Here is a 26,266-nt window from a genome sequence, read left to right on the forward strand (position 1 = left end):
AGGATTTACTTCACTTTACTAAAGTCAAGCCTGTCATCAACCGGAATCGGTTCATTTGTATTTTGGACATTGACATCAACCGGCGCGGGCGTTCCAAGGTCCGTCGGCGGAGCAGGCATTGTCGTCATTTGAACAGTCTGATCATCACGGCCATTCTTTCTCAGCTGCATTTCATCCGGATTGTTACCAACGCCGATTACAGCAGGGCAACCCCTCGGATTATCGCACGCACAACCTAAAACAAATAAAGAAAAGGCAATTAAAACAAATTTCATAACCTTTAATATATAAAAGAAGCCGCAAATAGACAATTAGTCAACGAAAATCGAGCATAACAAGCTAGGCAGTAAGGACAAAATTTTTAAATTTGGCGCGAAAATATTTTATTTGGGAGCAATGTATGAAATCCAAATTACTCTTAGCAACATCAATCTTCACACTTTCCATGCTCTACGGCTGCCTTGACGAGGTAAGCGAAGCAAGCGCCCCGGACTTGTCCGAACTCGCCTGCAAAACAGAACCGCTAGACGATGACAGCGGTCTCAAGGTTATCTGCGGCGGTGATTCCGTAGGTGTCGTTTTGAACGGCAAAGACGGTAAGGACGGGAAAGATGGCGAAGACGGAAAATCCGGCGCCGATGGTAAAAACGGTAAAGACGGAACAAACGGCAAAGACGGATTATCCTGCTACGTCACCGAAAACTCAGAAATCAACGGCTACGACGTGTTCTGCGGCGATGAAAAAATCGGTTCAATCGTGAACGGCAAGGATGGTGCCGACGGTAAAAATGGTGAAAACGGCGCCAACGGTAAGGATGGCGACAAGGGTGACGATGGTAAGGACGGCAAGGATGGTAAGGATGGAACTTCCTGCACGGTCGAAGTAAACGATGACATCAACGGCTACGACGTCGTTTGCGCAGGCAAGAAGGTCGGCGAACTCCGCAACGGCAAAGATGGTGAAAAGGGCGCTGACGGAACGAATGGCACCAACGGCAAGGACGGTAAGGATGGAACTTCCTGCACGGTCGAAGTAAACGATGACATCAACGGCTACGACGTCGTTTGCGCAGGCAAGAAGGTTGGCGAACTCCGCAACGGTAAGGACGGAGAAAAAGGTGCAGACGGTACGAACGGTATCGACGGTAAGGACGGTAACGATGGTTCTTCCTGCACCGTCGAAGTAAACGATGACATCAACGGTTTCGACGTCGTTTGCGCAGGCAAGAAGGTCGGCGAACTCCGAAACGGTAAGGACGGAGAAAAGGGCGCTGACGGTACGAACGGCACCAACGGCAAGGATGGAACTTCTTGCACGGTCGAAGTAAACGATGACATCCATGGTTACGATGTCATCTGCGCGGGCAAGAAGGTCGGTGAACTCCGCAACGGCAAGGATGGTGAAAAGGGCGCTGACGGTACGAACGGCACCAATGGTAAGGACGGTAAGGACGGAACATCTTGCACGGTCAAAGAGAACAAGGATATCGACGGTTACGAAGTATTCTGCGGCGACGAAAAGGTCGGCGAACTCCACAACGGTAAAGACGGCAAAGACGGCAAAGATGGTAAAGACGGTAACGACGGTACATCCTGCTCTGTCGTAAAGAACGAAAAGGTCAATGGATACGAAGTTTACTGCGGTACCGAATTCATAGGATACCTCATGAACGGAAAGGATGGCGCTGATGGCAAGGACGGTAAGGATGGAACTTCTTGCACGGTCGAAGTAAACGATGACATCGATGGTTACGATGTCATCTGTGCGGGCAAGAAGGTCGGTGAACTCCGCAACGGTAAGGACGCAGTCCTTCCTTCCTCCAGCAGCATCGCTTCTTCAAGCAGTGCAGCACCTTCTAGCAGCAGCAAGGTTTCCTCTAGCAGCGCAACACCTTCTAGCAGTAGCGTAGCATCCTCCAGCAGCGAAGCCATTTCTAGCAGCAGTGAAATTTCCTCTAGTAGCGAAACCCCGTCCAGCTCCAGCGTCGAACAACTCAGTGAAAAGTGTAAAACTCTCCGCGCCACAACAGATGTATTCAACTCACTCTACGACGTTCTCGGCTGCACCCGCTCCGACGAAAAAGTCGCCATCATCCTGCGCCACGCCCAACGCGACATTCACAAATACGGCGATGACGACGGCCTCATCGAAGTCGGCAGACAGCAAGCAAAACAAGTCGGCGAGAAACTAAAGGATCTCAACCTCGACGATTTCTATTATATGTACACGAACGTCAAGCGCACCGCAGAAACCGCACAAATCATCGCCATTAACAAAGGCGAAAACGTTTCGACAGACATCAACGACTGGCACAAGCATAGCATCGCAAACCTTACCGAAATCAACCAGAACCTGAAGGAATCTTGGTATGTCAAGCCGGGCCAGAGCGCAGGCAACTGCAAAGGTGGCGCGAGCTGGGGCTGGAGTTCTTACTCCAAAATCGCCTATCAAGAATACGACGACGACAACAACCGTCAAAACTGCGAAAACGCATTCTACCCCATCGACACAAGAATTGAAGCATTCATCGAAAACTACTTTACATACGAACAAATGCACAAGTACACTTTAGCCATTTCGCACGACCAATACCTCGTGCCATTCGTCGTTACAATCAGCAACAAAAAAATCCACGACGACGTTAAAAATTCCAAATACGATCTCCGCTTCCACAAGCACGATCGCGACATTAACTGGAATCCAGATTTTAACTACTGGATTAACTACCTCACCGGCGTAGTACTCATCATAGACGCCGACAACAGCGTTATAAAGCTCCCCGTCAAAGCACTAGACGACGGATTCCTGCGCAAATACGAAAATCCATAACACATAAGTTTCAAAGCCCCCGCCCGGGGGCTTTTTTCGTAAGTACAAAAACAAAAAACAACGCCCCACAAGGCGTTGTTTTTCAATGTCAAAAAAGGAGATTTTCGCCTTTACGGCAGTTGCGCTTTTCAAGCGCACTGCCCGGCGGCTCGGTCATGGGCTTTCGAGCAAGCTCGACGCCCGCGACGCTCGCCTTTACGGCACTTCCACAGAATCCAAAATCTTCTGCACGACAGTTTCGGCAGTGACTTCTTCCGCTTCAGCTTCGTAGCTCAGGATCACGCGGTGACGCAGCACTTCCATCGCGACAGCCTTCACATCTTCCGGCGTCACATAAGCGCGGCCCTGGATAAACGCATGAGCCTTCGAAGCTTGGGCAAGACCGATAGAAGCACGCGGAGAAGCGCCCACTTCCACAAAGCCCACCAAGTCGCTACGCTTGATGCTACCCGGATCACGCGTTGCCAAGACCAGGTTCACGATGTATTCGCGCACGCGTTCGTCCACATAAACCTGCTTCACAAGCTCGCGAGCCTTCAAGATATCTTCCTTCGTCGCGACCGCATTCGGCTGACGCAGCCCTGCACCCGAGACAGCATCGAGAATCTTCATTTCGTCAGCCTTGTTCGGGTAGCTCACCTTCACCTTCAAGAGGAAACGGTCTACCTGAGCTTCCGGCAGCGGATACGTACCTTCCTGTTCAATCGGGTTCTGCGTGGCAAGCACCAAGAATGGTTCGTCAAGCTTGAACGTTTCGTCGCCAATCGTGATGTGGCGTTCCTGCATGGCTTCGAGCAAAGCGCTCTGCACCTTTGACGGAGCACGGTTAATTTCATCAGCAAGCACAAGGTTCGTGAAGAGCGGACCCTTGCGCGTTTCGAACTTTGCTTCTCGGGCGTTATAAATCGTCGTACCGAGCAAGTCTGCCGGCAGCAAATCAGGAGTAAACTGGATGCGCTTGAAGTCGAGCGAAACAGCATCGGCAAAAGCCTTCACCGCAGTCGTCTTGGCAAGGCCCGGGAGGCCTTCCAAAAGCACGTGGCCATCTGCCAAAATACCCGTCAGAATGCTTTCAACCATTGCCTTCTGACCAATCACCGTATCTTCAACTTCACGCAGCAAGTTCATGCAAAAAGAACTCTGCTGCTTCACCTTTTCCGAAAGTTCCTGAATATCCATTTATTTTACCTCTAAGTTTTCCACGCATTAAGATACTAAAATCTTTCAAAAAAAACAAATGATTCTAGTAAACCGTAGGGAGTAAGAAGGGGGAAGCCTCCCCCTGATTGCAGCCTTGCCCTATTGTCATGCCCGCCACCGAGCGGGCACCTCCTTCTAGGGCAAGTTTTCCATCACCCCTTCGCCTAAGGGGCACTGCCCCCTAACACCCCCATCATCTACCATCCAAAGAAACTTAAGGACAAAGAATATCGATCTACATCGGAAATTTTTTCATGCTTTTGAGGATTGCCTCTATAATCTTTGCGCTTATATGTCAAATCTCTCCCATAGCGGAATTCAAGACTCACCCTTGTGACATAATATGGAATAAAAGAGATATACGCACCACATCCAATTTCATCATAAAAAATAGGAGCCGACAGACCTACATTAAGCATCGATGAGGATTCTTCCACAACCATCGCTTCACGGCCATTTCTGGATAAATGTTGCGTCAAGCCAAATCGGAAATTGTCTCCCATAGGCAACTGTTCAATAATGGACACACCTCCACCCCACTGAAAATACTTGTGTTCCACCTTTTCCAATTGCCACAACCACAAATTACTCCAACCCATTACACCGAAATAATCTGATACAAAACCTGCTTGCACATAGGGAGTCACATAATCAAGTCCAAATCCATACTTAAAATGCCCTATATTCTTTTGTAGCGAAAATTGAAAATCAACCGGCCATTCTTCACCAGTATAGTAATGATATTTATCATACCATTCTTTAGAATGTTCTAACTTTTTAATATTATCTGCAACGTGCTCACCAACAAGAGCCAAATCTCCCCAAATTGCAGAAACCGAAAAATCTTTCACAAAAGAATCTTCACTCTTTTCCATAAACGTCGCTGCTGATGGCGGATGAATAATAGCAACGCTACACCCCGCAAGCATCACCGCCACAAGCAAAACAAGTAAATGAGCCAACCTATTCATACTAAAAAAATCACCTGCTAATAAAACTGACTATTAAAGAATACCTATTAATATCGCGTACAACATCTCCATCGCCAGACTTCGATTCTACATATTTATACGTCAAATCTCTTCCGTATCGAAATTCTATTCCCACCCTAGTCTTTCCAAAAGGAATAAAAGATACATACGCCCCACCTCCGATTTCGTCATAAAAAACTGGTGCAGCCCTATCAAAATCACGTGGCCATGCACCACTATATTGAGTAATGATACCTTCTCGGGCATTTCGCGATAAATGTTGAGTCAAGCCGATTCGAAAATTATCCCCAATCGGCAACAGTTCTATCAGCGAAATTCCTCCACCCCACTGAAAATATGCGTGCTCCACTTTTTCCAATTGCCATAAACACAAATTACTCCATCCCATCACGCCCAAATAATCCGAAACAAAACCTGCTTGAACATAAGGAGTCGCAAAATCAATTCCAAAACCATACTTGAAATATCCAATATTTCTTTGAAGGGAACCTTGAAATTGGACCAACCACTCCATATCTACGTAATACCAATCTTCTTTCCACCTTTCCGAACGCTCGACTTCTTTCACTCCTTCAGCAACATATAGCCCATTCTTCTTATTTAAATTTTCTCCCCAATATGCAGAAAACGAAACATTCGTAAGAAAAGCATCTTCGCTCTTTTCCATAAACGCCGCAGCAGATGGCGGATGAATAATGGCAACGCTGCACCCCGTAAGCACCGCCACCACAATCAAAACAAGTAAACAAGCCAACCGATTCATCACGTATAAAATAGCTTTAATTCAAAAAGTTTCAACGTAATCCATCGTCAAATTTCAACCTCCCATCAGGCGAATTAAACAAGAAGGCGATTCCGCATACTTCGACTACGCTCAGCACAGGTTCCAGCCGGAACGACATTTGAGAAGGGCATGACAAAACGCCCTCTGGAGAAACGAATTTGGCAAGCGGTGATTGCCAAATTGGGCAAGCAGTGATTGCCCAATCTGAAAAATATCATTTTCCCAGCGCCGGGAAAATGATATTACTTTTTCTTTTTTTGAAATTTCAAAAGAGACCCATCAGTCCTTTTCAAACGACGCGCCACCTTCTTAACATCTTCACTTGCAGGCAAATTTTCGGGAACAATACCACAATCAAGAAGCATTTTGCGGACAGCGCGATTGTTATCCACATGTTCCTTCTCAATTTTCTTTTGTCCAAAAAGATTTTTTGTTTGTGTTTTGACAGAAGTCATTTCCGCAGCAAGATCCTTAGCCTTGAAACTTACCGTAGGCAAAAAATCTGCCAGCGGGCGACTCGCAGGAACATTATACTTACGCTTTAAAAGATTCGTATCAATGTTGAACAACGCCTGATCGCCCTTGGAACGGATAACGGCAAAACCCTTGCTATCTATGCCTCGTTCAAACAATACTCCCGATAGGACCTTTTCGGTATGCGCAAGTTTCTCCCTCGCCTGCACACGTTCCAATTCATGAATACGGTCTTCAACAATTTCTGCCACACGAGTCTGCACAGCAAAGTAATTCTGCGCAAAAGAAATTTCCGGCTTGCGAGAATCACCATTTTGAGCAATCAAATAACAAGCGTAGCGAGTAAGCATATAGTCATCAACTTCACGTACTGCCCCCTTTGCAAGATGGATCATTTTCCCGGCGCCGGGAAAATGATCATCTACAATTTCGCCTGCATTTTTACAGGCTTCCTTCGCCTTTTCAATAGCATTACTAAAACGCTCCCATTTAGTATATCCAAGTAACATACTCAAGTCACGAGCACTCCAACATTCCACCCCTTGGTATTCGCAAGCAATAGCTTGGAACTTTTCGAACAGAGTCTTGATTTCTTCGGACTTCATTATAGCCTCCATGTAATCGTATTATACGACGCCGTTTTTGCGGCAAGTTTATGATTAGAGGCGTTCCTGCAAAATCAAATTATGACTAAAGCAAAAACGCACCTCGCCTTTGTATAGCGAGATGCGCAGTCATTAATGTATCTATATATTAAAAAGTTGGCAAGGGGTTCATAAAAATTTTACATAGCCCAACAAAAAACTACCACCCTTGAAAATCAATCATAAACGTATACCGGTTGAAATCGCTTATAATGTTACCGTCAATTTCTTTTTCATCAAAACGATAATACGTTAGATCTCTTCCGAGCCGAAATTCAATACCAACATTTGTTCCTGTTCCAACACCAAATGAAACATATGCACCTCCACCAATTTCATCGTAGAATATAGGCGTGGGTGTAGGAATGCTGAAGCTCAAGTCATATATACCATGAGCTATATTTTCACGACCATTTCTTGATAAATGTTGCGTCAAACCAATGCGAACGCCATTCCCTATCGGCAACTGTTCAATAACAGACACACCGCCCGCCCACTGAAAATACTTGTGTTCTACTTTTTCAAATTGCCACAAGCAAAGATTGCTCCAACCCATCACGCCAAAATAATCCGAAACAAACCCCACCTGTATATAAGGTGATAATAAATCAAATCCAAAACCGTATTTAAAATATCCATAGCGTCGCTGAAACGAAACAGCAACTTCTACAGGAGATTCCTCTTCTCTATAGCTGTATTCTTCATTTACTTCTTTTTTCACATACTTTTTAGGAATAAAATCATAAGCCACACCCCCTACTGTAGCAGAAATTGAAGCATCGCGCACAAAGCCATCTCTATCATTTTCCATAAACGCCGAAGCAGAAGGTGGATGAACAAGCATTGTATTACACCCCGCAAGCATCACCGCCACAAGCAAAACAAGTAAATGAGCCAACCGATTCATCACGTATAAAATAGCTTTAATTCAAAAAGTTTCAACGTAATCTATCAGCAAATTTCAACCACCCATCAGACGATTCATACAAGAAGGCGATTCCGCATACTTCGACTACGCTCAGCACAGGCTCCAGCCGGAACGACATTTGAGAATGGTCATATTTTTTTGTATATTCTTACATAGTAGCAGCAATTAATCCCGCTGACACCGAGAAATTGACGCCGTTGGCGTCCGTATCATAGTCTCGGTCATAGTTTCAAGCATGCTTGAAACTATGACTCTCGACTCAGCACTATTCAGGGCGGGAAGTTCAACTATCTGCTTGAGGTCGTCTTCCTTCGCGAAATCGACAACATCGCGAATAAAGACAGTTGCCCTGTGGGGAACCGGCCCCATGGCTATCAACGTAGAGCACCCCCATATTTTGTGGGATCATCAATCTGTCATTAACAGGTTTGTGAACCGGTGTTCTGCGCACTACATGCATATCTCCCGTTTGCGAACCGCAAAAAACAGGAGCATATCATGGCTAAAAATATCGATTTCAACGGACTCTGTAACGCTATCGCGCAAATCGACGAAGCTTTCGTCGAAAACACCGCCAAGGCAATCAACAAGAACGTGACCGCCCGCAACTGGCTTACCGGCTACTACATTGTGCATTACGAGCAGAACGGCAACGACAGGGCAACGTACGGAGCTAAAACGCTCCAAAAACTAGCGGAACGCCTGAACAAGAAATCTCTTTCTTACAGGAACTTGAAGCTTTATCGTCAATTCTACATAGAATTCAAAAATTTGGCGCGTCCGGTTCTTGAATTCACGGCTTCAGAATTCGGCTCAAACAGGCTACTAACAGCCGATTTGGGGGCCAATCTGGAAGCATTGCCCCCTATGGATTCAGATTTGGCAAACGGCGTTTGCCAAATTGGGCAAACACTGTTTGCCCAATCTGAAAAAATCGAAATTCCGCCCGAAAAGCTTTTCGACCACCTATCATATTCACATTTCCTACTCATTATGGGTGTCGAAAATCCACTGGGACGAGTTTTTTATGAACTGGAAACAATGAAGGGAGTCTGGTCTTTTCGTGAACTCAAGCGCCAAATCGACTCCAACTATTTCGAGCGCACAGCCCTGAGCAAGAACCCTGCAAAAATGAGCGCAATCGTCCAGTCCCGTATTGCCCAGACAGGACATTCCCCGACCTTAAAAGATTTGGTCAAGAGCCCGTATGTTTACGAATTTATCGGTATCAACAACAAAGATGTTGTCGAAGAATCCGATTTGGAAAACGCATTGATGAACCATCTTGAAGAGTTCCTGTTGGAACTGGGCAATGGATTTTGTTTCGAGACGCGTCAAAAGCGCATTCTCGTTGATGACGACTACTTTTTCTGCGACCTAGTCTTTTACCATAGGATTCTCAAATGCCATGTGTTAATTGACTTGAAAGCCACAAAAATCAAGTACGACGACATTGCTCAAATGAACCTGTACCTCGCCTATTACCGAAAGAATGTAATGGAAAAGGGAGACAATCCCCCTGTAGGAATTTTAATGTGTACAAAGGCTGGCAAGGAACTTGTGGAATACGCAACAGCGGGAATCGAGGAATCACTCTTTGTACAAAAATACAAGCTGAGTCTCCCTGCCAAAGATGAACTGACCCGATGGCTCAAAAAAGAAGTCAACGATAATCGCGACACTTCAAAATAAAAACCGACCATTTTCCCCACTCGGGAAAATGGTACTACTTTTTCTTTTTTGCAGCAGGCAATTCTGGGAGCATGGCGTCAAGCAAGCGCACGAGCAAGCTGTTGTCTGCAATTTGCTCTGCGGCAACGCGCAACATCGGTTTTGCGCCATCGTAGGGCAACTGCAATTTTGCATCCAGAAGCATCGCCTTTGCAGCGGCCACAGGCTTCACAAGCAAGCGATCATCGTAAATCCCGCCGAAAATTTTTCCGTCAGCGTAAAGGATATACTCGCCCATCATCTTGCGGGTCGTCACGCGCAGCTCACCCTTGAACTGCGCCAAGACGTAATCACGGAACTTTTTAGAACTCGGCATTTTTATTCTTCACCAAATTAACGATACAGTCACTAAATTCACCAGCATTACCAATATGGTAGCTATCCGCACCATAATACAAAAGTGAGTCCTTGCTATTATAGGTGGAACTAAGATCCATCAAATTAGCGTTTTCAGCCTTGCAAATTTCCGGTGTCATTTTGGAATCGGACATATAATCCAAAACGCAAACTCCATTGTCAGATTTCAAAGTTGCACCGACTTCTACATAACTACCACCATTATACTGCAAACGCTTCGCCTTGGTAAACTCGACCTCAAAATTCTGCCCACTGATCACAAATGAAATATGCGTTTTATCTCTATTGTTAATAACAACATTCTTTTTTTGCACATATGCATCAAAGCTTTCACTTTCCCAGAATGCAGACCCTGGGGAAATTATATTTCCTGAAACGCCGACACCCTCATTTGTATAAATAATTAAATAAAAGATTTTTTCCATAAACGAAGACCCCGTATAATCATCATATTCATCTTCTGTCGGGGCATTTATGTCTACCGCATTTCCTTTCAAATCAATCACTGACGCAAAAAGAGTATCCTGCGTAAAATCAAAGTATGTGATTGTATTTTTTAGCCAGCCGTTCAGTTCGCTTGCATCACGGCAATCAAGAGAATTGCTTTCTTGAACATACTTACAGTTTATCATTTTCCATTTGTTCTTAATCTGTCCATTTTTACCACCAACAAATATTTGACCATACGTTCTAACATCTTCATCGCTATAGAAAATAACAAGCGTATCGCCTCTGAAATCATACACCCTATCAATATGTTGTGTATCCACCATCGTCACGAATTCGTATTTGTCATCATCAACTTTGCAAACATCATAACTGTGTACTTCATAAGTCGAAAACTTCCGATTTACCTCATCCAAAACCAACGGGTACTTAATCCCCACAAAATTTTCCCTTGAATTATCTGCCACCGGATTAGACTCGCCACCTTCACTACAGGCAAGCATCAAAGAACAAAAAAGCAGACTAGCAAGACTTAAGAATTTCATGAAAGGCTCCTTCCAAATCGTTTATTGCAAATAATACAAATTTTAGGATAAAGTCAACCGGCAAGCCGCGTTTTTACAATTTCTTTTTCAGCATCTCCGCACAGGGCTTTTCTACAAGTTCATGCAACGCTACAGCGATGACCGTACAAAGCGAAACCGACAACGTAATTTGCAACACATTATTTTGAATACCGCACACTGCAAACAGCCAATTTTCGATTTCGGTATTGAATGTTTGCGCCAAGAAAAACGCATAGCTTGCCGCACTCGCATAACGCAACACCGCAGAACCCAGCAATCTCGGCGACTTGAGCCCCGTTAGCGTTATAATCATAAAGGCAAACAGCGGAATTACAATCCAGTCGTAAAGCATGTAGTTACCCACGAAAACATTCAGCCGAACCGCAACTGAAATTCCAGCCACCAAAAGCACCGCCTCAGCGACAAAGACTTTCCAAGTCGCAAGAATTTTCGCGATTCCCGCGCGAATCGGCAAAGAGCACAAAAGCACACCGATGAAAAATTCCAGCCCGCGGAAAAACGGATTGGAATAAATCGAGTCCGTCTTGAACGTATGCACAACAAGCGGAGACCAGAACAAAATCGCCGTGCAAATTGCAAGCACAATCCACTTCGCACGAGTCGACATCTGCTTTACGACTTCTTGCATCAGCGGGAAAGCCAAATACGCAAACAGCAAACAAGAGATAAACCAGGTCCCGCCATTATGGCTCACCGGAAACAGCGTCGAAAACACGCTTTGCAATCCCAAGACTTCAATCGGCAACAGCACCAGATTCTGGAACGCCGATTCTTGCCCCAAGGTCACGACATACAACGCAGCCACGATCAAATACAAGGGAAAAATCCCAAAAATGCGTTTCAGGTAAAAATTCTTGAGTGCATCATTCTTAAGGAGGTCGCGCTCTCGATAAGTGAGAAACAAGACAAATCCCGAAAGCATAAAGAACGCCGTCATGAACACAGCGCCCATCGAGACAAATCCCGTAAGCGCGCCAAAATCATTCCCATGATGAATATTGCAATGGAACAGCAGCACCATCACAGCCGCTACAACGCGAAATAAATCAAGCCCAGCCGCGCGGTGCTTCGCTTTTTCCTTATCAATAATCACTACTCGTCCTCTTCCAGCCCCATGAGCGTCATGGCAAGTTTCCAAGTTTCCTTGTTTTCAAAGCTGTCGCGATTACCACCACCATAACGGGCATGAGCAAATTCTTCAACGAGGTGCTCCCAGCCTTCTAACGCGCCTTCTTTCACAAGGTTATCAAGATTGATGGATGAAGCCTCAGATTCGCTAGCGCCAAAGCGCAATGCGGCATAACTTTTGCAGGCCCCTTCCAATTCCAAGAGCCATTCGCGGCTATCCGCAACGTTCACACGCTGTTTCAAGACCATCATGCGTTCACGAATTGCAGACAATGCACCGTTCCATTTGGCAAGCTCAGCTTTTGCCTTTGCACGCTTGCGCATGCGCCACAACGCCGCCAAAAGCACACAAACGCCTACCACACCGCCTGCAATAAACGGCATCGCATTGAACGGAGCATCGACACGTATAGGCACGCTATCGCTACGCAAATCGAGCGACTGCCCCGTCGGAGTCGGAATTTCAAAACGCATCGCAGGGATGTTCAAGTTTCCCGTATCCTGCATAACGAGCTTGTAGTTGAACGTAATCTGCGCCATTTCCTTGCCGTTCTTTACCGAGCGGCTAGATTCCTGCGACACGCCCAACTGCAAAATGCCCTTTGCATTTGCCGAACTCGTCGGCACCACGAGAATCGCGCTCCCGTTCACGCTCCACGAAACCGTCACCGGGAAGTTGATGGTATCGCCCACAGTCGCCGAAAGCGGCACACTCGTCGCATTCCCGGCACATTCAACATCACCCACATTTCCGGCGGTTATCGTAATCCCGAGCTGTTCAGCTGTCGGGAGTTGCATCATCGCAGCATTGGCATCTGCATCGCCACTAACGCTTGCACTATCCGGTTCCACCGTAAGAACATTCGTGGAACCCGCTGTCGGTACAGTGAGTAGCGAGTCTACACTTTCATGAGATTCTTTCGCCTTAGCCTCTTTAGCCTTGGCAGGCTTCGCAGTCTTAGAAATAGCGTTCTTCTTCATATCAAGGAATATACAAATATTACATAACAAAAAACTCCCGGAGGATTCCGGGAGTCATAGCAATTTATCAGATATTTATTACGGCATTGCAGCAGGGCGCAAGAACAAGCCGTTCAGCAAGCCAGAATACATTGTAAGCAAGATGTCGGCAAAGTAACTGCCGCCATTGTTCGAAGGCACTCTTGTATTCAAGCCGGTCGTGCAAGTATTAAACCATGCAGTATTGCCTGCGATACCCGTAGCGCACCATGCAGCGTACCACTGGCTCGACACAACCGTGTTCTTGGTATAGTCCTTGCCCAAAGAAAGATCCCATGAGTAGTTGACGGCCAAAGCCATGTCGTTCGGGTCATTTTTGGCCTTATCCTTGATAAAGTCGTTCAACTGCTTCAAGATTGCAGCTGCACGCGTATCCTGGTACCAGAAGTAATCCCAAGCAATTCGCCACGGGATACGAACAGATTCCTTGTTGAACGTATACCAGGTGTAGGTATTGGCATTCGTACCAGCAGCTCCGTTAGGCGGATTTGCAGCCGTTGCCGTAGCATCGCTCCAGTCCGGGAACACGCCGGTACCCTTGGACTGCACAAGCTGCATATAAGCGTACATGGCATCCAACACGCTCTTCCAGTCGTGCTGTGTGTCTACAGCGGCAAAGAGACGGAGTGCCACCGGAGAGAAGTAGCTCAAGTTGTAAACCGGTTTATCGCCCTTCCAAAAGTCTTCATCGCCCGAGTAAAGAAGCTTTGTCGTCGGATTGACTTCAGTATCCCAAATAGCGTTTATAAACGTCAATGCGTCCTGCAAGTACACCTGGATACCGGTTCTATAGTACATAAGAATCAAAGCCGTTGCAATATCTTCATCGGCATCCGTTGCACTGGAATTGTCCACAGGACTCCAGTCGAACGACGGCGTAATCCACGGCATGAGCTTTCTGTTATGATTTTCTCTCATAGCCCTTGTGTAGTTCCACAAGCGGACAAACGCATCATCATCGTTATTGAAGTAAGCAAGGAGCATGCCGTAGCCAATACCTTCCGACACCGTGCAAGCGCGGAATTTCATGGTCATAACGGTAGCATCCTCCACAGTGCAGAAATTCTTGTAATAACCGCTCTGATTCGACCAGATCACACGACCGGCCGGTACATAGGACGGCGTAAACACAATACTGAATTCACCTGCAAGCGACGGATAAACAGCCATTTCCGCTTCTTCGGTCGTGAAGTGAAAGCTCTTCCACAAGGCATAGTGGTTCACAGCGTAGTTGGCATTTGCCGTAGAGGCAAGAGCAGCATAATTCGAAGGAGTCGGAGTTGGGGATGCAGAGCTTGCCGGAGCAGAACTTGTCGGCACAGGGACAGCAGAGCTACTTACCGGAAGAGGAGTCACAGAAGAGCTCATCGGCAGCGGAATCACAGAAGAACTGCTCAGCGGGAACGGCTGTGCTGCAGAGCTTGTTGCCGGATTATTCTCCGGAGAAACCGGAGTGTCGTCGCCACCGCAGGCGCCCAGGAAAAAGGCCGAGCCTACAAAAGCAGGCAACAGGATTTTCTTGAAGATCATAAAAGCCTCTTTAAAAGATTGCCCCAAAATACGGGCTTGGTAAATGCCAAAGTAATATATATAAATATAGCTATTCGGGAAAACTTGAAAGAAAAAATCAAGTTTACCTGTGAGCACAAACACGAATGGTATTCATACAAGAAAAGGGCCGCTTGCGCGACCCTTCTCTAAAGTTTCGTTGAAATCCGAAATTACTTCAACACGATCTTGTTGGAGAAGTTGACGGACTTGCCAGCAACGCGAACCATGTAGACGCCTGCGTCGAGGTTAGCGAGGCTGAGTGCGCGAGAAGCGTCACCAGTTGCAACAACCTGACCCTGGAGGTTGAGAACTTCAGCAGTAGCGGCAGACTTGACGCCAGAGAAGCTGAGAGTACGGCCAGAGAGGATTGCCTTAACAGAGGAAGCTGCGCGGACAGACTTGATACCCGGAACAGCGTCGCAGGTAGCCGGGCAGGTGCCAGCGTTCGGACCGATAGCGCAGATGTTGAAGTCATAGTTACCAGTAGCGTTCTGGATCTTGAACTTCACAGCAACGAGCTTCTTAGCAGCTTCAGCGCCAGAAACCTTCGTGGCACCCTTGTACCAAGACGGCTGCTTAAAGTCAGTCCATGCGAGAACCTTAGAAGTACCAGCAGCGGACTTGTTAAGGTTTGCAGCCGGGTTAGCGTAACCGATTTCAGCGTCGAAGCTACCGAGGCCAAGTTCGAGAGTCGGAGCAGCAGCAGAAGAATAAGTAATGCAAACGCCGCCCCAAGCAGTAGCGTCACCCGGTTCCGGATCGCCGTTAGCGCCTTCGCCAACAACGTTAAAGCCGATACCGACGAACGGCTGATAGGTCAAAGTACCCTTATCGAGGATAGCAGTACCGCAAACACCACCGCAAGCGAGAACGACCGGGTCAAGAGCGTCAGCGGAGTAGTCGTTTCCAGGAGGAACCTTCCATTCAACGCGAGACTTACCACCATCACCACCGTCGGCGTAGCTGAACCAGTAACCAGCAGTCTGAGAACCGTTATCAAGACCAGTCATGACCTGCGGTTCGCCAGCAGAGCCAAGCCATGTATCGAAGACACCGTCATCGAGGCCAGCGAAAGCTGCAGAGCCAGCGAGGAGGGCTGTAGCCAAAGTGAGTTTCTTATTCATAATTCTCTCTCTTTTTTTAACTGTTGTTGCCCAATAAGGGCGATTTGGACAACAATATATTTTTTTTTCTCCAAAAATGCCATACCTACGAGCCTTTGAAAAAAAAATTTACATAATAGAGTAAAGTCCGGTTTTTACGAGCAAAATGGCGGGTTGGCGGGCGATAAGGTCACAAACAAACTTTAAACAGATTCTTTTCTGTGTCTTTTATCACATGAATTTTTACGCAACTTTTTTATTACGAAGCAACTATTTCATTCCTGCGTTCAGAAAGCTACATTATATATTGGGTGAAAAATCGGGGTAAAGGTGTACAATGGAGGCAAAGCAAACTGCCTTGTGTTCATTGGTAAACAAAAAATTAGCGTAAAATGTTTACTATCTTGAATTTATTAAGATAATTTTTGTCAAAACAAAAGGAAAACACTCATGAAATTGACAAAGCTACTGACAGGCATCTTGGCAGGCGCGGCTATATCCGCCTATGCTGATGCATCGACAGCAACCCCCAAGAAAGTCGGGCCGGTATCCTATTACGGAGCCCTCCACACCAGCGGCAGTAAAATCATTGGCGCAAAGAACAACCAACAGGTCATGCTTCGCGGTGTAAGCCTTTTCTGGTCCGATGCAACAGGTTTGTCCTATTACAACCCGGCCGTCATTTCATGGGCTGTAGACAATCTCAAAATTGACATGTTCCGCTATGCCATGGGTATTGAATATTACGATTCCAATGGCGGCACCAAGAACAAATTGGACGACCAGGTTTCCTACGCAAAGTCTCCAGAAGGTCAGCTTTCTACGATTGACCGCATGGTCCAGGCTGCAATCGAAAACGACGTTTACATCATTATCGACTGGCACAGCCACAGAGCCCACTTGGAAACATCCTTGGCAGCTACATTCTTCCAGTACATCTCCACAAAGTACAAGGATGTGCCGAACATCATTTATGAAATTTACAACGAACCGGTCAGCGGTAGTGGCGGAAGCTGGGATGCCATCAAGACCTACGCCAACCAGGTTGTCCCGGCAATCCGTGCCAACACCCAGAACTTGATTATCGTCGGTACGCCGAACTGGTCTCAGCATCCGGAACAGGGCGCACAGAGCCCGATCTCTTCGACGAACATCGCATACGTTTTGCACTTCTACGCAGCCACCCATTCCAAGGGCAGCTTCGGTGGACACGTCACGAGCGCACTCAGCGCAGGTTATCCGGTATTCATCTCTGAATGGGGAACCACCAATGCCGACGGTGACGGCGAACCGAACTCCAGCGCAACAAACGAATGGACCCAGTTTATGGACCAGAACATGATCCCGAACTGCAACTGGAGCTTGCGTCAGCAGACCAGTGACGTCGACCAGAAGAGCGAAAAGTCCGCTATCTTCGCAGGCAACAAGTCCCTCATCACTGCAGCAGCTCTCGACGCCGCAACTTACACTTCCTCGGGTAACATCATCAAGAGCTACCTCACCAAGAACGCACGTTCCTGGGCTGACTCCCTCGTCAAGGGCAAGAGCGGCAGCTGCGCATTCAAGGCCGTCACAGCAAAGCAGACCGAAGGTAAGATTTCCGGCGCACTCAAGTCCGGCTGTACTTACACCTCTAGCAACGAAAAGGTCGTCACCGTTTCTGGCAGCGACATCGTCATCAACGATTACGGTTACGCCATCTTGACTGGCAACGACGGTTCTCAGTCTGTCGTGACCATCTCCCAGGTTGCAGGTCAGAGCATCACGAACCTCGAAAACCTCTACTGCACATATTCCGGTACTTGCATGATCGGAACAACGTCCGGCAGAACGCTTGACTTCGATGATGACGGCAACAAAGACTACCTCCTCACGATGGAAGACAAGACGAACGAAGGTTCCAAGTTCACACTTACCTCTCTCGACCCGTCCATCGTTACCGTTAGCAAGAGCACCTGCAAGAACACCAACTGCTCTAACGCCCAGAAGAACCAGCAAGTTTGGATGTTGCACTTCCAGGGTTTCGGAAAAGCAAAGGTCGTGGCTACCGCAGCTGCAGTTACCGGCTTCCGCGCCATGCAGGATACATTTGAAATCGAATACAGAAAGGGTGAACAGCGCTTCGACAGCAGATTCAAGAACCAGAAGCTTGCATTTGGCGCAACCTCTACAACAGGCCTTGCCTCAACAACGCTTTCTATAAAGACCCCGATTACCTACACCTACAATGGACAGCCGACCTCCCCGTACTTGACCCGCCAGGGTGAAGGCTATGTCGCCGGCACTCAAAATGCAGTCATTGCTGTTACCGCCAACGTTCCGGAAACAGACTTCTACGCAGCCGCTACTAGAACGGTCACGTTCATCATCGGCGACAGCGCTTCTGCAGTGAACCTGAAGGAATACAACGACTACGTCAATCCGTCTGAACCGATTTCCATCAAGCCGGTCAAGAAGATTACGAACAGTCTCCAGGCTAGCATGAAGGGTTCGACACTCCAGTTCACGACCAAGAACACGGGCCTCGTCAAGATTGACATCTACGATGCACTTGGCGCAAGCGTGAAGCAGATGTCCGATGTCTACAGCGCAGGCAGCCACGCCATCGACCTCAAGGGTCTCGCAAACGGCTCCTACACGCTCGTCGTTCGCCAGGGCAGCCAGAAGGCTTCCATCCGCTGGATGAACAAGTAATCGCTTAGATTCTTGAAAGTTTAAAAGACCGCAGCAATCCGCTGCGGTCTTTCTTTTTACAATGCTTCGGATTCTTCGTACGCTCCGCATACCCAGAACGACGCAAGAAACAAGTCCGGAAAGTTACGGTCTACATTACTGGATTCCCGCACCGTTCAAGCGGTATCGTTTATCACCATTGTGAATAACGATGTTATTGCGGATACGTTGCACAAAGGGCGTATTTTGTTTTTCAGCATCACCTGTTCGCGAAAAGCGCGGGTCAATAGCCTGTTCCCTATCATCTACAACAAAACTTCCGATTCGTATTCCTCCATATATAGCTCCTGCACGTAGCGAATCATTTGCAAAATGGATACAATCGCTAGAATTAGTTTCACTACAAACACGCAAGAAAATATCTAAGGGCCATCCTCTCCATTCCTTAAAAATTGGCACGTTCACTTCAAATTCAATTTCATTATTCCCATCAAAAGTCATCACTGTATCGGCCCCCTTTATTTCGATTTTGCGGCTATACACTTTCATAAAATCAACAGAATCAGAAAGCGGAACATCATAAGTAATAACGGCCAAAGTATCCAGCATACCCTCTTGACGATAGCCGTTAACATATAGCGAAACCTTCATCTTGCGCGTCAGGTTGCCGAAGCCCACATTCTGGATGCGCAGCTTAGCCTTGAAAACGCCATCGGCACCGACCTTATCCGTAATCCACGATTCACGCAGCACAAAACGATAACCCAGATGGTCGTTGATGTACTTGAAACCTGTAAGCGAGTCAATTTTTGTGCCGTCATATTCAAAATCTTTCCCATTAAAATGCGACTTCTTCCAGCTATCGATCAGGTTGTTGTTCCATTGAATGTTCAGATAGCTCGTATGCGTGCGGAAACCTTCGTACGCCAAAAACTCCGGCGTATTGATGACTTGGTAGCCGTTCGCTGTGGAAAGCGCCTCGCCGCCGTATGGCGTGTTGATGCCGTACTTTTCGAGCCAGGCAACGCCTTCTTCGCGGCAAATGGACGTTTTACAGTCTGCACCCCAGGTGCCGTAATCGTATTGCGTCCCCAAGTAGCCATCGTTGAACATTCCCACGCGGTACATGGTATCGCCTTTGGCCTTTGCTATCTCCGCAAATTTTTCACCGTCGATATGGAAATCCACGCCCCAGTTATCAAAGCCAAGCACCTTTGCCGAATAGTTCCCTGTACGCGTTAAAATTTTGAGCTCGGGAGGCGTATTGCGTAGCATCAGGTTCGTCGCTTCGGCAACGCGGTCATAAGTGATGCTTGTATCGGAATGCATTTCGCCATAGGCGCCGTGCATGCCCATTTCGAGCGCAACAATCACATCGGTATTTTTCGAAAGCACAGGCGCGAGCTGTTCCACATGCTTGAGCACCCACTTGTGTTCCGGCGTCACATTGCTGCGGCCATTGTACCACGGATCATAACAGATGCGCACAATTACAAAACCCTTGTTCGCGCGGATATTGTCAAACGTCTGTTGTAGCACATTCAAGGCATCTTCCGTGAGGTCTTGGCTCTTGCCCCAAGTCGTATCCTTCTTGCCGCCCGTCGTATCGATCCCGAGCCAAGCCCGGCTACTGAATTCCGAAATCTCGGCGCGCAAGTGCAAAAGCTTGCTATATGGTTTTTCAATCGGCTTAGAACCCGAGGGCTTTATATGCAACACCTGCGGCGTGTAGAATCCGCGATCGTAATTAGCGAGTGTACGCATGGCATCGGTCGTATCAATATTTTGCTTCACAAGACCCGCTGCCAAAACCGACGACGGCAAAAACGCAAGCGACAGGGTCGCCAATACGGTTCCCCTCAAGATGCCAAAATGAGTAGAAAGTAATGCCATAGAATTAATATATAATATTCATCGATTATGGTTCAATAAACTAAAAATTTCTACTTTATCTCTCCAAAGGAGATAATATATGAACAATTTCACAAAGGCAGCCGCCAGCCTAACAGCCTCGGCGCTATTTTCTTTAGCATTTACCGCCTGTAGTGATTCCACATCCGCAAACGATGAAATTTTTGCCAATATTTCATCCAGCTCTGATGAAATTGTAAATCCGGAAGTATCATCCTCTTCTGAAAAAGGAAAAACAAAGGAGTCCTCTTCTTCTTCGGAAAAAAGTAACTCCCCAAAATCCTCATCATCACAAAAGCAAGTTTCAGAATCTTCATCAAGCGATTCCCTGCCGCAATCTAGCAGCGCCACAGAATCTTCCTCGTCCCAAATTCCAGAATACTCTTCGAGCGAAAGCATCAAGGCGCCTAGCGGTTCATTTACCGATTCCCGCGATGGCAAAACATACAAGCTCGCCAAAATCGGACCCCAGACATGGATGGCCGAAGACTTGAGCTACGGAGATTCCAGCCTTTACACCTTCGAAAACGCACTGGATGTATGCCCGGAAGGGTTCCACCTTCCCTCGCTCAAGGAACTTAATGCACTTGTCAATTTTGTTGGCGGTGCCGAAGTCGCCGCTCAAAAGCTAAAAAGCACAACCGGCTGGCCCAACGACGAACAGGGAAACTGGAATGGAACAGACGACTACGGGTTTAACGCAAAGCCAGTCCTTACCGGAGACGGCACGGGCACCGACGAAAACTTTTGGAGTTCCACAAGAAATTCCAGAGATTACAAAACGGGAGACTTTCTAAAACTCAATCCCCACCCGTCATCTAACAAGAAAACAAACAACTCGGGATATTTCTGCAACAGCAAAGTAAACGACCCTTCAAAGCTCGCCTGCTTTGCCAACGCAGATCCAAGCACCAAGCTTTCGATCCGATGCCTGAGCAATATCGAAGATTGCGGCGGGAAAACGATTGACAACACAAAGCAGTTCTGCCAGGACGGCATTGCCTACGATATCTGCCGCGGCCGCACCTATGACGGCACAAAGTACGAATGCAAGGACAATACGCTCTACGAAAAATCAAGCGGAAAAGTCTTTAAATATTCGTGGTTCCTGCTCAATCCAGAAAAAACGTATGGAACGATCCAGGACGAAAGAGACGGGCAATACTACAAGACCATCGATATCGATGGAGTCGTCTGGTTTGCAGAAAACCTGAACTACGCCAGCGAAGGCTCTGTCTGCCCCGCCAATGACGAAAAATACTGCGACATTTACGGAAGAATGTACACGGTAGTACAAGCCCTGAACGGAGACACCATCGACTTCAACAAAAAGCAGGGTCTGTGCCCCAAGGGAACGCATCTGCCACTTTCAACGGAATACAGATTGCTGTGGGAAAAATACAAGTTCAATGAGCTGTTCACGGCTTATACCGACTACTTCGAAAACGATGATTTCTACGACGACTTCAAAAAGCTGAACAACGCAAGCGGTCTTGGAATGCTCGAAAATGGCGCTTACGACTCCAAGAGTCAAACATGGATCAACATCAACAGACTAACCCGAAACATCGGTTCTGACTTTGACCACTACCATTATTACCGCTGGTCCGGTAATGGAATCGATGAATATTATCCCGGTCCGGCTCGCAATGACGTCGATTACGGGGCAATCCGCTGCATCGTAGACTAAACAGATATTGCTAATTCACAGGAAAGCCTGACGTAAAAAACGTCAGGCTTTTTTATATAAAAGAAAAACCGCAGCGGTTGCTGCGGCTTTTCGAATTGCACAAAAGGCGCCCCCGGAACGGCGTCCGGGGTGACATTTGCATTACTTCTTAGAACGATGGCTGTTCTTGATCCATTCAGTCTTGTGGACTTCCGGAATGTCATCGAGCAAGCGGAGCGTATGCGGTTCGTTCGTGTTGTCGAGCACTTCAGCAGGAGTACCCTGGTTCACGATCTTACCGTCGTGCATGATGAAGATACGGTCAGAAACGTAGTTTGCAAGACCGATATCGTGGGTCACGAACACCACGGTCATCTTCAGCTCGTCTTTCAACTTGCGGAGGTAATCGAGGATGTTTGCACGAACGCAGGCGTCCACCATGGAGGTAGCTTCGTCAGCGATAAGGACCTTCGGACGGAGCGCGAAGATACGGGCGAGAAGCATACGCTGCATCTGACCACCGGAGAGTTCGAACGGATACTTGCCTTCGATATCTGCCGGAGCGACGTTAACGGCCTTGAGACCTTCGTCAACGCGGCGACGGACTTCTTCCTTGGACGGCTTGTCCTTGAGGATGTTGAGAGCGTCTTCGAGCTGGCTACGGATTGTGAAGAACTGGTTAAAGCAGCCAAACGGGTCCTGGAAAACGGACTGGACTTCGTTCCAGTGGTCCTTCAGGTTCTTGATCGGCTTGTCGCGATAGAGGAACTGACCGCGAGTCGGCTGGTAAAGACCGAGCATGATCTTAGCTAGCACGGACTTACCGCAACCAGAACCACCCACGATGGAGATGAATTCTTCGTCGTAGATGTCAAAGGAAACATCCTTAACAGCAGTCTTCAAGCTCTTGCCGGCACCGAAATCCTTGCTGATGCGCTTGGCAGAAAAAACAATGGGCTTATCACTTTGCATAATCGCACCTCACGTCACGATCGCCGACAATGCGGAGATTCTGGGTATTCTTCTTGCAGTCCGGGCATGCCTTGCTGCAACGCGGAGCGAAGCGGCAGCCCACAATCTTGTTCTTGAGGCTAGGAGGAGCACCTTCGATAGCCACCGGATGACGGCCACGCTGGCTTGCCTCGGTACTGAGCATAGCGCCCATCAAAGCCTGCGTATACGGATGACGCGGGTCCTTGACGACCTGTTCTGCAGTACCCTTTTCCACGATTTCACCTGCGTACATGATGGCGATGTTATCTGCCACGTGGTAGAGGAGCGGAAGCTCGTGGGTAATGAAGATCATCGATTGGAAGATGCCCTTGTCGAGCAAGTCGAAGATCATCTTGATCACTTCCTTCTGCGTGGAAACGTCCAAAGCAGAAGTCGGTTCGTCAGCAATCACCATCTTCGGGAGAAGAATCGTAGAGATTGCAATCACGCAACGCTGGCGTTCACCTGCAGTGAGGTTGATCGGGAAGGAATTGAGCACGCGCTTGGTGTCCATGCCGATACGGTCGAAGTGAGCATAGACGCGATCGTAGATCTGCTTAGCGTCCTGCTTTTCGCCCGGTCTGGCATGAGCCTTGAGCACGTCGGCTGCGATATCCTTGATCTTACGGACCGGGTTCAGAGCGTTGAATGCGCCCTGCGGAATCATGGAAACCTGCTGAGCGAGGACATTCGCACGAACATCTTCGATGGAGCGGTTCATGAGGGATTCCATCTTGTCGCCGTTCTTGACGCGAACGTCACCCGTTTCCGGGTAAAGCGGCGGGATGCACATGCCCATGAGACCAGAAACGAGCGTAGACTTACCGCAACCAGATTCACCGGCGATACCGAGAATTTCCCCCTGCTTCATGGAGAAGGACACGTCTGTTACAGCGTGAGTCTTGTCTCCAAAACGGCCGAGGTAATAAAGACCCAAGTGGTCAACTTCAAAAACATTTTCAGACATTTTTTACCTCTTACTTGCGCAGGCGCGGGTTGAAGACGCCTTCCATGGAAGTGTTGATCAGGTAGAGAGCAAACACCGTGAGGGTAACGACGATCGTTGCCGGGATGAATGCAATCCAGATGGAGTCGGAAAGAGCACCGTTATCCTTAGCCTGGTTCAAGATGATGCCGAGGCTGGTGGAATCGACAGGGCCAAGACCGATCATGGAGATGGAAGCTTCGGAAAGAATACCGGAAGACACCTGCATGATGAACACCATGAACACGTACGAGAGCAAGTACGGAAGCACATGCTTGATCACAATCGTCAAAGTCGATGCACCGTTGAGGCGTGCAAGGGCGATGTGGTCGCGGCTACGGAGAGATGATGCCTGGGCACGAACGGCACGGGCAGACCAGCTCCAAGCGGTAAGACCGATGATGAGACCAATCAAGGTGAGGGAACGGCCATCCTTAACAGCGGAGCTGATAAGAACGAGAATCACGAACTGCGGGATAACGATGAAGATGTTGGTGAGCATGTTCAATACTTCATCAACCCAGCCACCGCGGAAACCGCCGAACAGACCGATAAGCACACCGATAGTCGTAGCAATGATACCTGCAACGAAGCCCACATAGAGAGAGCTGCGAAGGCCAGCGATCAAGAGGGACACGTAGTCACGGCCAAGGTGGTCGGTACCGAGCCAGTGAGCAGAGCTAGAACCTGCATACGGGCCAGCGACGATGTCACGAGCGTGAGTGTCTACGTTGTAGAAAAGAGGTCCAAAGATGGCGATGAGGAGCGTGAGCACAAAGATGGACACGCCTATCACGAACATCGGGGACTTGAGAAGGTTTCTTAAAAGCTTACCCATGATTACTTACCTCCCATCTGGAGACCGGCCTTGACACGCGGGTCAAAGACAGCGATCAAAACGTCAACTGCAAAGTTTGCAACGAGAACGCAAGTAGAAATCATCAAGGTGCAACCCTGGATCGTTGCGTAGTCGTTCTTCTGAATGGCATTGAGCATTGCCATACCGAGACCCGGATAAGAGAAGATCATTTCGGTAATGAGAGCGCCACCCACCATGGCACCGAGGCTCTGGGCAAGACCAGTGAGCTGCGGGAGCATAGCGTTGCGGAACACATAGCTAATAATCTTGCCTTCGCGGAGGCCGAGCCACTTAGCATACTTCATGTAGTCTGTACCGAGTTCGTAAATGGACATGGAACGCATACCCGTTGCCTGGCCAGAGAGAAGAATCGGGAACACAGAGAAGAACGGGAGCACGTAGTACCAGCTGACGCTCTTGAAGCAGGACCAGCTGAACGTGAGTTCCGGAATATCCGGGCTGTAAGCGCCCATAGCCGGGAACCAGCCGAGCGTGATGGAGAAGAATGCCACGAGGAGCATACCGAACACGAAGAACGGCACACCGTTGAGGAACATGGCGCACGGGAAGAATACCTTGTCAAAAATGCCGCGCTTGTAAGCAGCGAAAGCACCGAGAAGGTTACCCACGATCCAGCCGAGAAGAATCGTCGGAGCCTGGATAGCGAGCGTCCACGGGAGGGACTTCTTGATAACGTTCGTCACCGGTTCATTGTTCTGGTAAGAAAGACCGAGGTCACCGTGGAACACCTTGCCGATATAGCTAAAGAACTGAGAAACAGCGGAAGAGAGCTTCGGGTCGGTCTTCATGACCGGCTGATCGACCATGACGGTATCGATGCGTTCGGCCTGAACAGTTTCCATGACAGGGACCTTTTCGACTGCAGCGACAGCCTTAGCAGCCTTGCCCTTCTTGGCCTTGACCTTCTTAGCCTTCTTGGCTTTCTTGCCCTTCTTGCCCTTGTGGTCGGCAGGAGCCTTTTCAACAAAGACCGGGTTACCAGCTTCGTCGAGCTTCTGGCGTTCGACCATCACCGGATTGCCGGCTTCGTCAACGACCTTCACGACGTTCACGACCGGCTGGCCGTTTTCGTCGAGCTTCGGAACCTTCTGCATGATAACGTTGCCGTTAGCATCAGTTTCAGGTTCGTAAATGACGTTGCCGTTCTTGTCCAATTCGGCCATACCGAAGGAAACAAGGAGTTCAGCCTTTTTCTTCTGAGCTTCAGTCGGAGAAAGGCCCTTACCGGCTTGACCCATGATGATGTCAACCGGGTTGTTGTCGCCGAGACGCGGCAACGCGAAGTTGAGTGCCACTGCGCAGACGAAGGTCAACAAGTACCAGAACGCCTTCTGCAGGACATAACGTAGCATAGGATATTGTTTAAGCATTGGTAGTCC

General features: G+C 48.1%; 21 protein-coding genes. 4 read left to right on the top strand and 17 right to left on the bottom strand.

Going from position 1 to position 26,266, the window contains the following annotated elements; genetic code table 11:
• Window positions 1-5: 5 nt before the first annotated feature.
• Window positions 6-275, bottom strand: a complete 270-nt coding sequence (locus tag CRN95_RS12620) for a hypothetical protein (RefSeq protein WP_097021124.1) — start codon at window positions 273-275, stop codon at window positions 6-8.
• Window positions 276-400: 125 nt separating this feature from the next.
• Between CRN95_RS12620 and CRN95_RS12625 the strand changes: the two genes are divergently transcribed.
• Window positions 401-2,830, top strand: a complete 2,430-nt coding sequence (locus CRN95_RS12625; RefSeq protein WP_097021125.1) for a histidine phosphatase family protein — start codon at window positions 401-403, stop codon at window positions 2,828-2,830.
• A 195-nt stretch (window positions 2,831-3,025) separates the two neighbouring features.
• Here CRN95_RS12625 and CRN95_RS12630 read toward each other — a convergent pair whose 3' ends face one another.
• The 5 genes from CRN95_RS12630 to CRN95_RS12650 form a co-directional block, all read right to left on the bottom strand.
• On the bottom strand, window positions 3,026-4,009 hold the full coding sequence (locus CRN95_RS12630) for a MoxR family ATPase (protein ID WP_097021126.1): 984 nt from the start codon (window positions 4,007-4,009) through the stop codon (window positions 3,026-3,028).
• 218 nt (window positions 4,010-4,227) lie between these two features.
• Window positions 4,228-5,001, bottom strand: coding sequence for a hypothetical protein (locus tag CRN95_RS12635; RefSeq protein ID WP_097021127.1), 774 nt, complete (start codon window positions 4,999-5,001; stop codon window positions 4,228-4,230).
• Between the two features lie 10 nt (window positions 5,002-5,011).
• Window positions 5,012-5,785 (bottom strand): hypothetical protein, encoded by a 774-nt coding sequence (locus tag CRN95_RS12640; RefSeq protein WP_235003036.1) that lies wholly within the window; start codon window positions 5,783-5,785, stop codon window positions 5,012-5,014.
• 263 nt (window positions 5,786-6,048) lie between these two features.
• Window positions 6,049-6,885, bottom strand: coding sequence for a DNA damage-inducible protein D (gene dinD, locus CRN95_RS12645; protein WP_097021129.1), 837 nt, complete (start codon window positions 6,883-6,885; stop codon window positions 6,049-6,051).
• 199 nt (window positions 6,886-7,084) lie between these two features.
• A complete protein-coding gene (locus tag CRN95_RS12650; RefSeq protein WP_235003037.1) occupies window positions 7,085-7,831 on the bottom strand; it encodes a hypothetical protein in 747 nt (248 codons plus the stop codon).
• 519 nt (window positions 7,832-8,350) lie between these two features.
• On the opposite strand from CRN95_RS12650, the gene CRN95_RS12660 reads away from it, so the two are divergent.
• Complete coding sequence (locus CRN95_RS12660) at window positions 8,351-9,544, top strand: YhcG family protein (protein ID WP_097021131.1); 1,194 nt, start codon at window positions 8,351-8,353, stop codon at window positions 9,542-9,544.
• Window positions 9,545-9,578: 34 nt separating this feature from the next.
• Here CRN95_RS12660 and CRN95_RS12665 read toward each other — a convergent pair whose 3' ends face one another.
• The 6 genes from CRN95_RS12665 to CRN95_RS12690 all read right to left on the bottom strand — a co-directional run bounded on the left by CRN95_RS12665 (window position 9,579) and on the right by CRN95_RS12690 (window position 15,797).
• Window positions 9,579-9,899, bottom strand: a complete 321-nt coding sequence (locus tag CRN95_RS12665) for a TfoX/Sxy family protein (protein ID WP_097021132.1) — start codon at window positions 9,897-9,899, stop codon at window positions 9,579-9,581.
• Window positions 9,886-10,932, bottom strand: coding sequence for a hypothetical protein (locus CRN95_RS12670; protein ID WP_097021133.1), 1,047 nt, complete (start codon window positions 10,930-10,932; stop codon window positions 9,886-9,888). Before CRN95_RS12670 ends, CRN95_RS12665 begins: the two co-directional genes overlap by 14 nt.
• A 73-nt stretch (window positions 10,933-11,005) precedes the next feature.
• On the bottom strand, window positions 11,006-12,067 hold the full coding sequence (locus tag CRN95_RS12675; RefSeq protein ID WP_097021134.1) for an acyltransferase: 1,062 nt from the start codon (window positions 12,065-12,067) through the stop codon (window positions 11,006-11,008).
• Window positions 12,067-13,083 carry a BatD family protein gene (locus CRN95_RS12680; RefSeq protein ID WP_097021135.1) on the bottom strand — a complete coding sequence of 339 codons (1,017 nt, stop codon included), beginning with the start codon at window positions 13,081-13,083 and terminating at the stop codon, window positions 12,067-12,069. Before CRN95_RS12680 ends, CRN95_RS12675 begins: the two co-directional genes overlap by 1 nt.
• A 78-nt stretch (window positions 13,084-13,161) precedes the next feature.
• Window positions 13,162-14,652, bottom strand: a complete 1,491-nt coding sequence (locus CRN95_RS12685; RefSeq protein ID WP_145993996.1) for a glycosyl hydrolase family 8 — start codon at window positions 14,650-14,652, stop codon at window positions 13,162-13,164.
• A gap of 191 nt (window positions 14,653-14,843) precedes the next feature.
• A complete protein-coding gene (locus tag CRN95_RS12690; protein WP_088630121.1) occupies window positions 14,844-15,797 on the bottom strand; it encodes a T9SS type A sorting domain-containing protein in 954 nt (317 codons plus the stop codon).
• Window positions 15,798-16,226: 429 nt separating this feature from the next.
• Between CRN95_RS12690 and CRN95_RS12695 the strand changes: the two genes are divergently transcribed.
• The gene (locus tag CRN95_RS12695; protein ID WP_097021137.1) at window positions 16,227-18,470 is read left to right on the top strand and encodes a cellulase family glycosylhydrolase; all 2,244 of its coding nucleotides are present in this window, start codon (window positions 16,227-16,229) and stop codon (window positions 18,468-18,470) included.
• 135 nt (window positions 18,471-18,605) lie between these two features.
• Here the strand turns inward: CRN95_RS12695 and CRN95_RS12700 are convergent, their stop codons facing one another.
• Window positions 18,606-20,342 carry a DUF4832 domain-containing protein gene (locus tag CRN95_RS12700; protein WP_097021138.1) on the bottom strand — a complete coding sequence of 579 codons (1,737 nt, stop codon included), beginning with the start codon at window positions 20,340-20,342 and terminating at the stop codon, window positions 18,606-18,608.
• A 79-nt stretch (window positions 20,343-20,421) separates the two neighbouring features.
• Here CRN95_RS12700 and CRN95_RS12705 point away from each other — a divergent pair, with 79 nt between their 5' ends.
• Entirely contained in the window at window positions 20,422-22,050 is a 1,629-nt protein-coding gene (locus CRN95_RS12705) for an FISUMP domain-containing protein (RefSeq protein ID WP_097021139.1), read from the top strand.
• A 141-nt stretch (window positions 22,051-22,191) separates the two neighbouring features.
• Here the strand turns inward: CRN95_RS12705 and CRN95_RS12710 are convergent, their stop codons facing one another.
• The 4 genes from CRN95_RS12710 to CRN95_RS12725 are packed head-to-tail and all read right to left on the bottom strand — an operon-like array spanning window position 22,192 to window position 26,239.
• Window positions 22,192-23,001, bottom strand: a complete 810-nt coding sequence (locus tag CRN95_RS12710; protein ID WP_014545945.1) for an ABC transporter ATP-binding protein — start codon at window positions 22,999-23,001, stop codon at window positions 22,192-22,194.
• Window positions 22,991-23,989 (bottom strand): ABC transporter ATP-binding protein, encoded by a 999-nt coding sequence (locus CRN95_RS12715; protein WP_097021140.1) that lies wholly within the window; start codon window positions 23,987-23,989, stop codon window positions 22,991-22,993. Before CRN95_RS12715 ends, CRN95_RS12710 begins: the two co-directional genes overlap by 11 nt.
• A 10-nt stretch (window positions 23,990-23,999) precedes the next feature.
• Window positions 24,000-24,845: an ABC transporter permease gene (locus tag CRN95_RS12720; RefSeq protein WP_073424752.1), complete on the bottom strand. Its 846-nt coding sequence runs from the start codon at window positions 24,843-24,845 to the stop codon at window positions 24,000-24,002.
• 2 nt (window positions 24,846-24,847) lie between these two features.
• Window positions 24,848-26,239 carry an ABC transporter permease gene (locus CRN95_RS12725; RefSeq protein ID WP_235003038.1) on the bottom strand — a complete coding sequence of 464 codons (1,392 nt, stop codon included), beginning with the start codon at window positions 26,237-26,239 and terminating at the stop codon, window positions 24,848-24,850.
• Window positions 26,240-26,266 lie beyond the last annotated feature (27 nt).

The organism is Fibrobacter sp. UWB16 (genome assembly GCF_900215325.1).
Classification (GTDB): Bacteria; Fibrobacterota; Fibrobacteria; order Fibrobacterales; family Fibrobacteraceae; genus Fibrobacter.

Bases quoted from the DNA above. Each gene is read 5' to 3' on its own strand.
- dinD (WP_097021129.1), bottom strand. From the start codon at position 6,885: ATGAAGTCCGAAGAAATCAAGACTCTGTTCGAAAAGTTCCAAGCTATT.
- CRN95_RS12685 (WP_145993996.1), bottom strand. From the start codon at position 14,652: ATGATCTTCAAGAAAATCCTGTTGCCTGCTTTTGTAGGCTCGGCCTTT.
- CRN95_RS12690 (WP_088630121.1), bottom strand. From the start codon at position 15,797: ATGAATAAGAAACTCACTTTGGCTACAGCCCTCCTCGCTGGCTCTGCA.
- CRN95_RS12635 (WP_097021127.1), bottom strand. From the start codon at position 5,001: ATGAATAGGTTGGCTCATTTACTTGTTTTGCTTGTGGCGGTGATGCTT.
- CRN95_RS12700 (WP_097021138.1), bottom strand. From the start codon at position 20,342: ATGGCATTACTTTCTACTCATTTTGGCATCTTGAGGGGAACCGTATTG.
- CRN95_RS12660 (WP_097021131.1), top strand. From the start codon at position 8,351: ATGGCTAAAAATATCGATTTCAACGGACTCTGTAACGCTATCGCGCAA.
- CRN95_RS12695 (WP_097021137.1), top strand. From the start codon at position 16,227: ATGAAATTGACAAAGCTACTGACAGGCATCTTGGCAGGCGCGGCTATA.
- CRN95_RS12670 (WP_097021133.1), bottom strand. From the start codon at position 10,932: ATGAAATTCTTAAGTCTTGCTAGTCTGCTTTTTTGTTCTTTGATGCTT.
- CRN95_RS12665 (WP_097021132.1), bottom strand. From the start codon at position 9,899: ATGCCGAGTTCTAAAAAGTTCCGTGATTACGTCTTGGCGCAGTTCAAG.
- CRN95_RS12710 (WP_014545945.1), bottom strand. From the start codon at position 23,001: ATGCAAAGTGATAAGCCCATTGTTTTTTCTGCCAAGCGCATCAGCAAG.
- CRN95_RS12680 (WP_097021135.1), bottom strand. From the start codon at position 13,083: ATGAAGAAGAACGCTATTTCTAAGACTGCGAAGCCTGCCAAGGCTAAA.
- CRN95_RS12720 (WP_073424752.1), bottom strand. From the start codon at position 24,845: ATGGGTAAGCTTTTAAGAAACCTTCTCAAGTCCCCGATGTTCGTGATA.
- CRN95_RS12630 (WP_097021126.1), bottom strand. From the start codon at position 4,009: ATGGATATTCAGGAACTTTCGGAAAAGGTGAAGCAGCAGAGTTCTTTT.
- CRN95_RS12715 (WP_097021140.1), bottom strand. From the start codon at position 23,989: ATGTCTGAAAATGTTTTTGAAGTTGACCACTTGGGTCTTTATTACCTC.
- CRN95_RS12650 (WP_235003037.1), bottom strand. From the start codon at position 7,831: ATGAATCGGTTGGCTCATTTACTTGTTTTGCTTGTGGCGGTGATGCTT.
- CRN95_RS12640 (WP_235003036.1), bottom strand. From the start codon at position 5,785: ATGAATCGGTTGGCTTGTTTACTTGTTTTGATTGTGGTGGCGGTGCTT.
- CRN95_RS12725 (WP_235003038.1), bottom strand. From the start codon at position 26,239: ATGCTACGTTATGTCCTGCAGAAGGCGTTCTGGTACTTGTTGACCTTC.
- CRN95_RS12705 (WP_097021139.1), top strand. From the start codon at position 20,422: ATGAACAATTTCACAAAGGCAGCCGCCAGCCTAACAGCCTCGGCGCTA.
- CRN95_RS12620 (WP_097021124.1), bottom strand. From the start codon at position 275: ATGAAATTTGTTTTAATTGCCTTTTCTTTATTTGTTTTAGGTTGTGCG.
- CRN95_RS12625 (WP_097021125.1), top strand. From the start codon at position 401: ATGAAATCCAAATTACTCTTAGCAACATCAATCTTCACACTTTCCATG.